This is a genomic window from Leptolyngbya sp. UWPOB_LEPTO1, assembly GCF_017302695.1.
GTDB classification, from domain to species: Bacteria; Cyanobacteriota; Cyanobacteriia; order Leptolyngbyales; family Leptolyngbyaceae; genus Leptolyngbya; species Leptolyngbya boryana.
Map to the genome: position 1 here is coordinate 360,888 of NZ_JAFLCJ010000001.1, position 12,981 is coordinate 373,868.

Sequence of the window (12,981 nt, forward strand, 5' to 3'; positions counted from 1 at the left end):
GAAAACTAGCGCCTTTAGCAAGCTTGGGCAACCAAAGTCCGATGGCGCGGAGTGTTGCAGGTCAAAGTCGGTTTAGAGAAACCTGCTTCAACGATTTCTTTCTCCAAATCCAACCCAAAATACTGATCCAAATAAGGTTCTGTACTCTTGAGTAATGTCAAAATGTAAGGCGGCATTTTGGCATAAATTTCAGAGTTGGGATTCATATCCATGATGGCAAGATGTCCACCTGGACGAAGTAATCTTCTGGCTTCTTTGAAAATGTCGATCGCTGCACTTTTCGGCAACTCATGAAACAACAAGCAAGCCGAAACTAAGTCATACGAGCCAGAGGGTAAACCTGTTGCTGCGGCATCGGCATGTACCCAGTTAATGTTTTCCCGTTCTCCGACTCGATGCTTCGCAACGGCTAAGAAGTAAGGGGAAAGATCAACTCCGGTGAGCGTTGCACCTGGGAAAGCGTCTTGTAGCGCAACGGTGCTCATTCCCACGCTGCATCCGAGATCCACGATCGCTGTCGGAGATTCAGAAATTTCAGCTTGCAAAACGTTGTGATAGCTCTGACGCAACCGGGGATCGCCATCTTTTCCCGAATCACTCCAAATCCTTGCATGAACCGCATAGGCAGCCACTTCTACTTCAGTAGCAGGCTCCCACCCTAAATTCCCTTCTTCGTAGGCGTGAAAAGAACGCACATAATACTCTGGATATTTCAAATCAGGATTATTGACTTGATTAAATTCCGTTGACCAATCGCGAGCTTGCAGATCAGCCACAATCTTCGTCCAGGGAACCCCGATCGATTCTGCCCGTTTGATCATCATCGTTCGAGCACGATATCTCGCCAAATCAAACACAGGTTTGATCGATAAAATTCCATTCACAAGCCGAGAAGCGAGTCTGAGCTTGGGTTCACTGGTTACGGTCATATCAAAAACTAAGTTTATGAACAGTCTTAATTTTACCGTTAGCGATCGCTCGACGAATCAATCCATGAAATCTGTGTCGCAGCAGTGGGGAGTGGGGAGTGGGGAGTGGGGAATTGTTTCCTAATTAGCTCCCTACTCCCTACCCCCCACTCTTTTGAACATTCACCACTCAAACCCGATCGCGATTAACCTCTGAGTTTGCGAGTGTTCTCTACTAAACTCTGAGCAAATGCATCAAACCGCTGAGAAAGGTCTTCATCGAGTAACTTGCCATCTTCCCCAAATGCCTGCCAAGCTTGCCCAATTGCAATCTGCTCGGGAATTGTCCAGGCATGAATTGCCCGCAAAATCACTCGCAAATCATTGAGCGAATTACTATTCGACTGCCCGCCCAAGACACTAATCGCACCCGTTACCTTGCCCGTAAACTCGACAAACCCCATCAGATCCAGCGCATTCTTGAGCACGCCACTAATACTGCCGTGGTATTCAGGGGTCGCTAAAATAATCGCATCCGCTTCGCTGACGACCTGCTTCATTTTTGCCACATCAGGATAGTCCGAATAGTCCTTCCCACCATCACAGAACGGTAAATTCAGCGATCGTAAATCCAAAATTTCTACCTCTGCTCCCAAAGCGGCAACCCGTTGAATCGCAACTTTCAGAGCGAGTTGACTGTAAGAACCCGGTCTTAAACTTCCAGCAATGCCAACAACTTTGACCATCAGATGAAATTCCTTGAATAACCTCCCTATCATAACCAAGTTGAATTCATTATGACTACGCTTTAAGAGAGGTATCTCTGTGAAATGTTTAAAAGCATTATGAAAAAGCCAAGAATTCGAGCTATCCGTGGGATAATTCCCGAAATAGTCCACTGGTAAAGGGTTCTACCCTAGGTGAGGAGTTTAATACGATGAAATTAAATCTTTGGCAGCATTCGGTTTCCGCCCTAACAATTGCTGGACTGACAGCCCCTTTCATCATGCCTGCTGCTCAAGCACAACTCGTCGGTCAAGTTCGGTGTGCAAAGCAGTCTACTGCTATTTTCGCAGAGCGTTCTGCTGCTAGTCCTGTTGTTCGCGCTGTCCCTGAAAACCAAAGAATGACGATCGCGGAAAATACAGCTGAAAATGGTTTTCTGGCTGTGAGCGCTCCCTCTAAAGGCTTTGTGCAAACGGTAACGCTGAGACTCTGCCCTGGTGGTAATCCAAATCCGAACCCGAATCCAAATCCGAATCCTTCCCCATCGACCTGCCGCCGTGTCACTCAAACGCAAGGTTTAATCGTGCGTCAAGGACCCGATGTGTCAACTGCGGTTGTAGGGAGTGTTGCGTTCAATTCTCAAGTCAATGTTTCAACCACACCAACGACATCTAAGACTGATGCAAGTGGACGGGTATGGGTGCAGATTGCAAAACCCGTTTCAGGTTGGGTTTCTAACGGCTTTGTGAATGTTCCTGGTAGCAATCTTCTGAATTGTCAGTAAACGTCCGGTTATTTCTCGAATGTTTCAAATCTGCGGCTTGAGCGAGTGATTAGACTCGTTCAAGCCATTTTTATCTGAGCTAATTCAAACTCTAATCTCTGGCTCAAGTCCCTTCATGAAACTTAGGGAGTTGCCGTCTCAGAATGCAAATCTCGCCAAAGCCAAATTCCATCCGTTCCCGCTGCCACGATCGCTTGTCCCTTTAAGGCAAACTCCACAAACAAACTACTAAAGGACGTTGCATACAACGATCCCAACGATTGTTCTGTAAATAGATGCCACAGATGCACCGATCCCCCCGATGAGGTTGCTAAAGTCTGTCCATCCGGGCTGAGTACCATATCCGAAGCTCCCGCATCAAACTCATGCAGCAGGTTGCCATTCCGCAAATCCCAGAGTTTGAGCTTACTACTTCCTGTAATCAATGTTTGTCCATCTTGGCAGAAGACTAGCCCTGTCACCTCGCCTGAATTCAGAGTTTGCAGTCGTTCGCCATCTCGAACCTGCCAGAGTTCTGTTTTCATCCGATCTCCTGCCGCTAACAGATGCCCATCTGGACTAAACGCGATCGCGCGCACTGGCTGAGTCCCCAAACCATACACCCGTTGCCGCGACGCAATGTCCCACATCTGCACCCCCAGTGGACTAAATACCCCATCTGCCCAACGATGCACTCCACTCGAACTCGCTAACATGCGCCCATCCGGGCTAAACGCTAAATTAGAAGCCCGTCCCGCATTCAGGGTCGAAACTAAACGATGATGGGGTAAATCCCAGAGCTTGATCGTTCCATCTAAACTACTGCTTGCCAAAATTTTCTCATCTGGGCTAATCGCGATCGCGCTGACTAAATCCGTGTGATCCTGTAACCTGGGTAGGGCTTTGCCAGTCTTGAGATCCCATAGCTCGATCTCTCTTTCATAACCTGCTGCTAAAATTCCACCCAAAGGACTGACGGTGATCGTCGTCGGCTTATGTGAAGTCATCAATTGTCGCTGTCCGTAACACATCACATCTGCCGCATAGATTGGCATGCAGACCTTGGCGACTCCACGAGAACTCGTCGCCTGCCATAGTAGCAAAAACATTGCAGCTAGAAACGCAATCAATGCAACGCCAGCAATGCTCAACTTCTGTACCCAGCGATTTTGTGTCACGTTTGTCTGACTCCTAAGCTCACAATTCTAAAACGCGATGCCACCAAATTCGTGAAGTAGTATATTAAGGAGAATTTACTCGATCTTAAAATTCCGTGAATAAAACTAGAATACTAACGGCGATCGCGTTAATCCTTACAACCTTTTTAAGTGTTGTTCTTTTACACCTAGGAATTGATAAATTCTATTACGTTCTGGCGGGTGGGCGAAAATTCGCAACGTTTCCAGACCTCAAAACGCAACTCGCGATCGGCGGTAGTTATCTGGCACTTTCGATTATTTATCTGATCTGGCTGGCAAATCTTCTCAGTACCTCGTGGATACATTCCACTTGGAGCTTTCGCCAAATCTTAATTCGGACTTCTGCCTTCTGGATGCTTGCCTTCATTGCCTATCCGCTCGGCAATGATACTTATCTCTATTTGCATTCGGGATTGATGAATCTCAATGGAGCCAATCCCTATTTGATCCGAGCCGGGGCATACGTTACCGAACTGTCGCCTTATGTCGATTGGGCACAAACTTCGACGTATGGACTGATTTCTCAAGCTGTTTTCACTTTCTCAGCTGTCTTTGTCACGATGAGTCCGATCGTGGCACTTTATATTTTTAAGCTAATTTGCTTACTGCTGCATCTCTTGAATGGCTATTTAATTTGGCGTTGGTTGCCGATTCCGGAGCGTGGCAGGATTACGATCGCCTATTTACTCCACCCCTTGCTGTTAATGGAACAGGTGAGTTCGGCGCATGTTGATATTTTTGTCTCGACGAGCATCGTGCTGTTTGCGGTTTCCTATGCAAGACAGCAATACTGGATGGCGTTTGTCGCCCTTTGGGGTGGCTTTTTAAGTAAAACACTACCAATAATTTGGACTCCCTGGGTGGCTGTAACCTTACTGCGTCAAGGACATTGGCGGTGGCTGCTCGGCATGATTGTGGCATCTGGTGCAATTGTCACGGGGCTGGTGTTCACGGTCATGCCGAATCTAGCGGCTTGGCAAAGTATCCTCAATCCGGGTGTGTCGGGGCAGTATCAGTCTTCGCTGATGGCGATCGCGAAATTTTTCCTCGATCTCGTTCGCATTTTTCATCCAGATCGCTTAGATCTTACTCAGCAGCGCGTGATTCTCGCCCTGTTGTCCAATCTGACGCTGGCGGGATTTTTTGGCTTTTATGGTTGGCAGCTCCATCGCAGCGACAAACGCTGGAACAATACGCCACAGATGTTGTTAGAAGATATGGGCTGGACAACTTTAGTCCTCATGCTTCTTGCGACCTCGTGGTTAATGCCTTGGTATTGTTCGATTTTGATTACATTTGCTGCCTTGATCCCGAAAGCGCGACTGTTTGGACTAACAACTCTGGCGTTTGGGTTGGCAAGTAGCGCTCAATATTTACTGGGGATGAATAGTAGCTTGAAGAGTGTGGTGTCGATCGGCATACCCATTTTGACGCTAATCATTGGGGCTATTGTTCTACGATCGCAGTCTTTGCCTCCAACTGAGCCGCCGACGATCGCGCTCAAACCTCTGCAAGGGCAAGATGTACAAACTGAGCTTAATTAAAGCGAAGCGAGAATTTCTGAACCTTGTCTACAACGCACTTCGTGTAATAAAGCGTTGCAGACCTGACTGAATCAATCATTTCTAGTGATAATTACAATATCCGTTTTGGATACGACAGTCTGTCAACGTTATGCAACGCTTTTGTGCATACAGACCCCTATGGCGTTAAAATTTCTCTACTCAGCGGTTAGCTGTTTAACGGCTACGGTCTGCCCTTGATGTCTGACGCTCCGATTTTTGCACCCCAAGTCCATCCCTTAATCCAGCGCTTTTTAGTTTAGTTAATATCAATGATTTCTTCCCAGGTTGAACCGATCCCAATGCATCTCAAATGCCTGCTTGCCCCGCACGGAATTGGCTATCGTATCAAACTACTATCGCAACTCGCAAATCGCAAGTTTCAGGAGCGTCTTGACCCCTATAAGCTGACGCCGTTTCATTGGATTGTTCTGTGCTGCCTCTGGCAAGAAGACGGGCAAGCGACTTCGAGTATTGGCGATCGCTTACAGCAAGTTGGCGGCACACTGACCGGAGTTCTGGATCGCATGAGTGAGCGAGGGCTAATTCGGCGAGAGCGTGATGCTCAGGATCGGCGCATTTGGCGCATTTGGCTCACCGATGCTGGACGAAAATTTGAAGAAATTCTGCCGCCTCTTGCAACTGAGCTTCGCGATGCGGCGCTGCAAGGGATTTCGATACCAAATCGCGAACAGTTGTCAACGATTGTCGATCGCATGATTGCAAATCTCGGAGAGTCACCGATCATCCATCCGGCTGAAGGGTGGGAAGCGATTTTTGCGCCGAATAATTTGGGATATCGGATGAAGCTCATTGCTCAATTGGGCACTCGTCGGTTTCAAGATCTTCTTGAACCCTTTGGTCTGACTCCATTTCATTGGGTCGTGCTGTGCTGTCTGTGGCAAGAGGATGGACAAGCGACCTCCAGCATTGGCGAGAATTTGCAACAAGTCGGTGGCACACTCACCGGGGTACTCGATCGCATGAGCGAGCGGGGGCTAATCCGGCGTGAGCGTGACGCTCAGGATCGGCGCATTTGGCGCATTTGGCTCACTGATGCTGGGCTAGAACTCAGACAAACTTTGCCGATGGCTGCCTTGGAATTATTACAGATGATGATGCAGGGTATCTCAGAAGACGAGCAAACGTTGTTGTCAAAATGCGTGGATCGTTTGATCGCAAACCTGGCTGAGGTGTAAGAAAGAGGCGTAAAAAAACTGGGTAATGTCTTACCCAGCTTGAAAATCACAGCGATCAAAGCTTATTTGTTCGGTTGTGGAGTCATTCTCAGATAAGGCTTCACTTCAGTGACACCTTTCGGGAATTTCTCACGAGCCTGATCGGTTGGGATCGAAGGCACAACCACACAGTCATTGCCATCTACCCAGTTTGCAGGCGTAGCTACACTGTAGTTATCAGTCAATTGCAGCGAATCAATCACCCGCAGCAATTCGTCAAAGTTCCGTCCGGTGCTTGCCGGATAGGTGAAGGTCAGACGCAACTTCTTGTTGTTGTCGATGATGAAAACAGAGCGAACCGTCAGCGTCGAACCCGTGCTGGAGTTCGGGTGAATCATGTCGTACAGTTCGGAAACTTTCTTGTCGCCATCTGCCAAAATGGGATAGTTGACGCTGCAGGCTTGCGTTTCATTGATGTCACTAATCCAGCCTTTGTGGGATTCTGCATCATCGACGCTGAGGGCAATCACTTTGACGTTGCGCTTGTCAAACTCAGGCTTGATTTTTGCAACTTGACCGAGTTCGGTGGTGCAAACCGGGGTGTAATCAGCGGGGTGCGAGAAGAGGACAACCCAGCTATCCCCTGCCCAGTCGTAAAAATTGATCGTTCCCTCAGACGAGTCTTGGGTAAAGTTGGGAACTGTGTCGCCTAAACGGAGAGCCATAATCTTTTATATTTCCTGTCGATCGCAGATAGGTACTGATTGATCATGCCACAAAACCCGGTTTTCCGGTCGGACTTTAGATCTTTTTATGATTTTACCGCGATCGTGATTGTGATGAAGAATGGACACGTGAAATTTTGCCGATGTAGGGTTCCCTACTCTGCGTATTTTTTTAAAGTTTCATGGATTGGGGCAGGGAATTAGTTGAAATTGCGGACTCTAGATGAACAAAGTTTTAGTTTAATCGCAATGGTTTGCGGTAAATCGCTGAGATTTTACGGACTTGCGGCAAAATTTCAGTAGATTTAGGCACGTTACCATCGATTTGGATATTGCATCAGCACGGATTACCTTATGGAAAATAACGCATTTCTGACGATCGATGAGCAGTCTCTCAGCCTCCGAGAGTGCCTTCGCTATTTACAAACCTCCGGTAAGCTGCAAGGCTTTATTGGTGATATCCTCCGGCAATATGTCTTGGAAACCGAGGTAAAAAATCGAGATGATCTGGAGATCAATCCAGCCGTGATCGAGCAAGCTGTGGTCGATTTTCGCCTCCAACAGAAACTGACCGATCCGAACGTTTTTCAAGAATGGCTCAGTCGCAACGGGTTGGATTACACCACGTTCCATCAGCAAATTGCGACCAATTTCAAGAATGAAAAGCTGAAGATCGTGGCAACCGAGCCCAGACTGCAAGAGTATTTTATTGAGCGCAAAGTGTTTCTCGATCGCGTCGTGCTGTCTCGGATTATTGTCGAAAGCAAAGAAATTGCAGAAGAGTTAAAGCTGCAAATTAGCGAGGGAGAAAACTTTGAAGCGTTAGCGCGCGAGCATTCAATTGCCGATGATCGTATTGCAAATGGCATGATGGGTCCGGTCAGTCGTGGGACAATGCCGGATACAGTCAGGGCTGTGATCGATTCATCTGAAAAAGGTGATTTAGTCGGCCCGATTGAATTAGAGGGACGCTGGGCTTTGTTTCGGGTTGAAGATATTCTCCCGGCAACGCTCGACAATCCTCAACTCAAGCAAATGCTGACGACGGAATTATTCGATCGTTGGATTGCAGAAAAAATTCAAAAAATGACGGTGAAACTTCAGGTTAGCGACTAGACTGACTTGAATAAATAAACGGCTCTTTTCGGATAGATTAGAGTGCCTTGCCGACGGTTTCAGCCCCTAAAATTCATTTGCGCTCATGCTGACGAACGATATTGCTGCCAATCTGCCCTGGGAATCTCCACCCTTATGTTTTCTCAATCCTGAACAACAGGTGCAATTTAAATCAAGAGCCGAAGTCCGTCACTACAAGTTAGGAGACGTGCTTTGGTCGAGTGAGGATGCGGGCATTCAATTGCTAATCCTGGCTGGAAAAGTGCGCCTAGTTGGAGAAGACAACAGTTCACGAGTCTTAAATCCGGGTGAATGGATTGGGGATTTGTTGGATTTGTCAGGCTGGAAAGCTCGTGCTGCTAGCAGTGAGGTGCAGGCGGTGTTGTGGAGCGCTCAGATGTGGGAGGGGTTACAAACTCCTGATATCGATCGCTTTTGGGCAATTCAACGGGCGCGCTACGTGCCCCAAACGGATCTTTCTCCGCAGACGATAACGGGTTTCCCGTTTGTGCCTGGGATGAATAGTGCGGCGGCTTGTCTGACGATGGTGGCAAACCATTTGCAGAATCCAGTTCAGATGGAGTGGGTGCAGCGACAGTTGCGGGGGCAGCGTCCGACAAATGTCGTCGATGCGGCGGAGAAGCTCGGGTTGCAATTGCGCCGGATTCAGTCGAGTTGGCAAGATGCGCGCTTGTTGGATTTTCCGGCACTGATGTTGTGGGGGGATACTGAGGAGCCGCATTGGGTTGTGGTGTATGGCGTGCGGGGCGATCGCTTTGTGATCTCTGATCCGCATGATCCGATCATGTCACCGCAAGCGATTCATCGATCGACCGTGGAGCAGTTCTGGGATGGTCAACTCTGGCAGGTCGAGACGGTTCAGAAGCAAGAGCGCTTTAATCTCGCCTGGTTTTTGCCTGCGGTTTGGAAGTATAAGGTGCTGCTTGGCGAGGTGTTGTTTGCTTCGTTTACGTTGCAGCTATTGGGCTTGGCGACTCCATTAATCACGCAGGTTGTCATCGATAAGGTGATGGTGCAGGGCAGCATTCCTACCCTTGATGTAATGGCGATGGCGCTGCTGGCGGTGGCGTTGTTTGAGGCAATTCTCGGCATTCTGCGATTGTTTATTTTTACGCATACGGCGCGACGGTTAGATTTGAGTCTATCGGCTCAGTTGTTCCGTCACTTGATGCGGTTGCCTTTGGCCTACTTTGAATCGCGACGGGTGGGGGATACGGTTGCGCGGGTTCAGGAACTTGAGAACATTCGGCAATTTTTGACGGGGACAGCTTTAACGGTTGTGCTTGATTCGATTTTTGCTGTGGTGTATTTAGCTTTAATGTTCTTCTACAGCATTCCGTTAACTGGGGTGGCTTTAGCGGTGTTGCCGTTGTATGCAGCATTGACGTTAACGACGACTCCAATCTTGCGGAATTGGTTGAATGAGACGTTTAACCGCAATGCGGATAGTCAGTCGTTTCTGGTTGAGACGGTGACGGGGATTCACTCGGTGAAAGCGCATAGTGCCGAGAAGCCTTCGCGCGATCGCTGGGAGGGGTTATTTGCCCGCTACATTCGCACGAGTTTCAAAGCGTCTACGACCTCGAACATTAGTAATAATTTGGGAGATTTTCTCACCAATTTCTCGTATTTACTCATTCTCTGGGTGGGGGCGCATTTAGTTATTAAGCAAGAACTCACGGTCGGTCAGTTGGTGGCGTTTCAGATGCTGTCTGGACGGGTGACAGGTCCATTGTTGCGATTAGTTCAGCTTTGGCAGAATTTGCAGCAGGTGTTGTTATCAGTCGATCGAATTGGCGACATTCTTAATGTTGCTCCAGAGGCAGAACCGGGTTCGGGATTGGTGTTACCGACGTTGCAAGGGCAAGTTTCATTTGATCAAGTCTTTTTCCGCTATAACCCAAATCAAGAGCCTGTGCTGAAAGGAATTTCCTTTGATGTCCAGCCGGGAATGCTGGTTGGCGTTGTAGGACGAAGTGGTTCTGGTAAGAGTACGCTGTCAAAGCTTTTGCAGCGGTTGTATTTACCGGAGTCAGGACGGATTCTCGTCGATGGCTTTGATATCAAGAGTGCCGATCTGCACTCGCTGCGGAGTCAGATGGGAGTTGTGTTGCAGGAAGATTTTCTTTTCAATGGCAACATTATCGACAATATTAGTTTGGGTCGTCCTGATATTACGGCTGAACAGGTTGTAGCTGCGGCACGAATGGCAGCGGCGCATGATTTTGTGAGTGAGTTGCCGCAGGGCTATGAGACGAATGTAGGAGAGCGGGGAACTGCACTGTCGGGGGGACAACGGCAGCGGATTGCTTTGGCGCGATTGTTCTTATCGAATAGCCCGATCTTGGTACTCGATGAAGCGACCAGTGCTTTAGATAGTGAAACCGAGCAACAGGTTTTACAGAGTTTGCAGTCGATTTCGGACAATCGAACGGTCTTCTTAATTGCTCACCGATTTGCGCCTTTGAAGAAAGCAGATTTAATTCTGGTGATGGAGAAGGGCGTAATTGCTGAGAAAGGCACGCACGAAGAATTACTGCGCAAGAAAGGTTTGTATTGGTCGTTGTATCAGCGCCAGCAAGCTTCGGTGTAGTTAGGTTGGATTGAGTAAAGGTTAGCGATCGCTTCATTTGTGGAGCGATCGCTTTTTTATTGATTTGCTAAGAGTATGTTTGAGAAGTATCAATCGTTTCCTCGCTCCGTTCTATCTCGCCCCGGACTGGAAGTCCGGGGCTAACGGTGCGCAGTCCTTTTCAAAGGACTGAAGACCTGATTTTGATGGGCTTTTAGTCCCTTTAGTGGACTTCGTTCAACTAGCCCCGACTTCCAGTCCGGGGGTGGGTGAGTGCAATGAACGATATCTTTTCAAACATTCTCTAAGACACGAAAGGCTCACGATCGCCCAGATAAGCTACTTCGATTCTCATTCGCAGATTGCTCGGCATAAGCTTTGAACTCGATCGCATCATGGCTGCAAAAGAGTTTGGCATCGTTACTCAGAGCGAGCTGACGCAGGCGATCTTGATTGAGCAATCTCGCTTTTCGATCGACTTCCATCATCCATTGATAAGCTTTCAAACCAGGCGTGCAGTGATACTCTGGCTTCATTTCATCGCGATAAAAGTAAGCATCGCCTGCATGTAATAGCCACCCTTCAGAAGTCTCGATCGCGACTCCAGCATGACCTCGCGTATGTCCTGTTAAGGGGATGAATAGAATTTCTGGTGGCAATCCTTCTAAGTCTCTGACTGCTTCAAATCCAAACCAAGACTCGCCGTTCGCCGCATAGAATTTCCAGGATTTTACTTCATCCCATTGACCGGGGCGATAGCGACGATGAGCAATAAAACCTTGGCGATCGCGAGTTGCATCGATCTCAGTCTGCATCACATGCACTGTTGCATTGGGAAAATCTTCTAAGCCGCCTGCATGATCAAAATCGAGATGCGTCAGAATAATGTGACGAACCTCTTCGGGCGAAAATCCTAGACGTTCGATTTGGTCGATCGCGCTGTATTGACGATCGAATTGAATGTTATTGAACGCGATAAAAAATGGGCTGAGCCGACTGCGAGGCGCTTGAATATCGCGCAGTCCGAAGCCAGTATCCACCAAAACAAGCCCCTGGTTCGTTTCGATCAACAAACAGTGACAGACAAGATGTGACGTTAAACCCCGACTGAAGCCATCAAACAACACTCCACCGATAGGACACATACAGCCACAGTTAAGATGATGAATTCGCATAGGTCGTTGGGTGCGATCGACGATTTCAAGCCTAGAAAATCTGCGATCGCACACCGTCTTCCTCACGAGAGAGTTGAAGTCCTGAAAGTCTTTTGACAATCTGTAGTGCTAAAGATTTTGAGCACTTAAAGGGATAATTCCACCAGGATTGAGTGGGAATAAGTTGCCGTAATAGTCTCGTTTGACAGATTCTAAGTCACAGGTTTCTGCTACGCCTGGAAGCTGATAGAAATCATTGAGATAAACACTTAAGTGATCATAATCTTGAATGCGGCGAATACTACATTTGAACAAGCTATAGTAAACGACATCGAAACGAAACAGAGTCGTGAATAGGCGAACATCGGCAAGGGTTAAAGTATCGCCGCAGAGATATCGACGAGTAGAAAGCGTTTCATCGATCGTATCTAACATTGTAAATAACTCTCGACACGCAGTTTCATAAGCTGCTTGAGTTTGAGCAAATCCGCAACGATACACGCCATTGTTGACTGCGTGATAGATTTTCTCATTCCAGCTATCGATTTCTGGCTGTAAGGCTTCTGGATATAGATCAAGTTCTGGATGCTTTGCAAATTCGTTAAAGGCTGAGTTGAGGATGATGATAATTTCAGAACTTTCGTTATTAACGATCGTATTGGTTTCACAGTCCCATAAGACCGGAACTGTCGATCGACCTTGATAGCCTGGTTTTGCGCGTCGATAGAGGTCTGCCAACGTAGTACAGCCTAGCTCAGGCTTTTCTAAAATCCAGCCTCCATTTTCTGGAGAAGGAATCACGATCGAGACTGAAATAATGTCTTCTAGCCCTTTCAATGCGCGAGTCACTAACGTTCGATGTGCCCAAGGACAACCCAGACCTACGAATAGTCGATAGCGTCCTGGCGCAGCGCTCACACTTTGACTCCGAAATTCGCTCTCAGGACGAATGTAAGCGCCTGATGTGTCTCTTGGCGCAAGCTTGGACATCATGATTCGCCATAGAGTTGTCCAGCCAAAACGAACCAGTTGAATGAGCAATTTTGGAGGCATGATT

Annotated in this window: 11 protein-coding genes; 5 read left to right on the forward strand and 6 right to left on the reverse strand. The window is 47.9% G+C overall.

Features of this window, described 5'->3' with window-relative positions; all coding sequences use genetic code 11:
• Positions 1-14: 14 nt before the first annotated feature.
• Complete coding sequence (locus J0L70_RS01625; RefSeq protein ID WP_287452823.1) at positions 15-929, reverse strand: methyltransferase domain-containing protein; 915 nt, start codon at positions 927-929, stop codon at positions 15-17.
• Between the two features lie 185 nt (positions 930-1,114).
• Positions 1,115-1,654, reverse strand: a complete 540-nt coding sequence (locus J0L70_RS01630; protein ID WP_017290443.1) for an NADPH-dependent FMN reductase — start codon at positions 1,652-1,654, stop codon at positions 1,115-1,117.
• Positions 1,655-1,845: 191 nt separating this feature from the next.
• Between J0L70_RS01630 and J0L70_RS01635 the strand changes: the two genes are divergently transcribed.
• Entirely contained in the window at positions 1,846-2,418 is a 573-nt protein-coding gene (locus J0L70_RS01635; protein ID WP_287452824.1) for an SH3 domain-containing protein, read from the forward strand.
• A gap of 122 nt (positions 2,419-2,540) precedes the next feature.
• Here the strand turns inward: J0L70_RS01635 and J0L70_RS01640 are convergent, their stop codons facing one another.
• Positions 2,541-3,575: a WD40 repeat domain-containing protein gene (locus tag J0L70_RS01640; protein WP_268180537.1), complete on the reverse strand. Its 1,035-nt coding sequence runs from the start codon at positions 3,573-3,575 to the stop codon at positions 2,541-2,543.
• Positions 3,576-3,670: 95 nt separating this feature from the next.
• Here J0L70_RS01640 and J0L70_RS01645 point away from each other — a divergent pair, with 95 nt between their 5' ends.
• Together J0L70_RS01645 and J0L70_RS01650 are read left to right on the forward strand one after the other, a co-directional pair.
• Positions 3,671-5,140, forward strand: coding sequence for an MptA/MptB family glycosyltransferase (locus J0L70_RS01645; protein ID WP_287452826.1), 1,470 nt, complete (start codon positions 3,671-3,673; stop codon positions 5,138-5,140).
• Between the two features lie 290 nt (positions 5,141-5,430).
• Positions 5,431-6,357: a MarR family winged helix-turn-helix transcriptional regulator gene (locus J0L70_RS01650; RefSeq protein WP_287452827.1), complete on the forward strand. Its 927-nt coding sequence runs from the start codon at positions 5,431-5,433 to the stop codon at positions 6,355-6,357.
• Positions 6,358-6,419: 62 nt separating this feature from the next.
• On the opposite strand, the gene J0L70_RS01655 is transcribed toward J0L70_RS01650, so the two are convergent.
• Entirely contained in the window at positions 6,420-7,061 is a 642-nt protein-coding gene (locus J0L70_RS01655; protein WP_017290438.1) for a peroxiredoxin, read from the reverse strand.
• A gap of 354 nt (positions 7,062-7,415) precedes the next feature.
• Between J0L70_RS01655 and J0L70_RS01660 the strand changes: the two genes are divergently transcribed.
• Positions 7,416-8,177 carry a peptidylprolyl isomerase gene (locus J0L70_RS01660; RefSeq protein WP_017290437.1) on the forward strand — a complete coding sequence of 254 codons (762 nt, stop codon included), beginning with the start codon at positions 7,416-7,418 and terminating at the stop codon, positions 8,175-8,177.
• 85 nt (positions 8,178-8,262) lie between these two features.
• A complete protein-coding gene (locus tag J0L70_RS01665; RefSeq protein WP_287452828.1) occupies positions 8,263-10,791 on the forward strand; it encodes a type I secretion system permease/ATPase in 2,529 nt (842 codons plus the stop codon).
• Between the two features lie 299 nt (positions 10,792-11,090).
• Here J0L70_RS01665 and J0L70_RS01670 read toward each other — a convergent pair whose 3' ends face one another.
• Both J0L70_RS01670 and J0L70_RS01675 read right to left on the reverse strand, forming a co-directional pair.
• The gene (locus J0L70_RS01670) at positions 11,091-11,999 is read right to left on the reverse strand and encodes an MBL fold metallo-hydrolase (RefSeq protein WP_287452829.1); all 909 of its coding nucleotides are present in this window, start codon (positions 11,997-11,999) and stop codon (positions 11,091-11,093) included.
• Positions 12,000-12,053: 54 nt separating this feature from the next.
• Positions 12,054-12,977 carry a glutathione S-transferase family protein gene (locus J0L70_RS01675; protein WP_287452831.1) on the reverse strand — a complete coding sequence of 308 codons (924 nt, stop codon included), beginning with the start codon at positions 12,975-12,977 and terminating at the stop codon, positions 12,054-12,056.
• Positions 12,978-12,981 lie beyond the last annotated feature (4 nt).

Bases quoted from the DNA above. Each gene is read 5' to 3' on its own strand.
- J0L70_RS01630 (WP_017290443.1), bottom strand. From the start codon at position 1,654: ATGGTCAAAGTTGTTGGCATTGCTGGAAGTTTAAGACCGGGTTCTTAC.
- J0L70_RS01650 (WP_287452827.1), top strand. From the start codon at position 5,431: ATGATTTCTTCCCAGGTTGAACCGATCCCAATGCATCTCAAATGCCTG.
- J0L70_RS01660 (WP_017290437.1), top strand. From the start codon at position 7,416: ATGGAAAATAACGCATTTCTGACGATCGATGAGCAGTCTCTCAGCCTC.
- J0L70_RS01625 (WP_287452823.1), bottom strand. From the start codon at position 929: ATGACCGTAACCAGTGAACCCAAGCTCAGACTCGCTTCTCGGCTTGTG.
- J0L70_RS01675 (WP_287452831.1), bottom strand. From the start codon at position 12,977: ATGCCTCCAAAATTGCTCATTCAACTGGTTCGTTTTGGCTGGACAACT.
- J0L70_RS01635 (WP_287452824.1), top strand. From the start codon at position 1,846: ATGAAATTAAATCTTTGGCAGCATTCGGTTTCCGCCCTAACAATTGCT.
- J0L70_RS01665 (WP_287452828.1), top strand. From the start codon at position 8,263: ATGCTGACGAACGATATTGCTGCCAATCTGCCCTGGGAATCTCCACCC.
- J0L70_RS01655 (WP_017290438.1), bottom strand. From the start codon at position 7,061: ATGGCTCTCCGTTTAGGCGACACAGTTCCCAACTTTACCCAAGACTCG.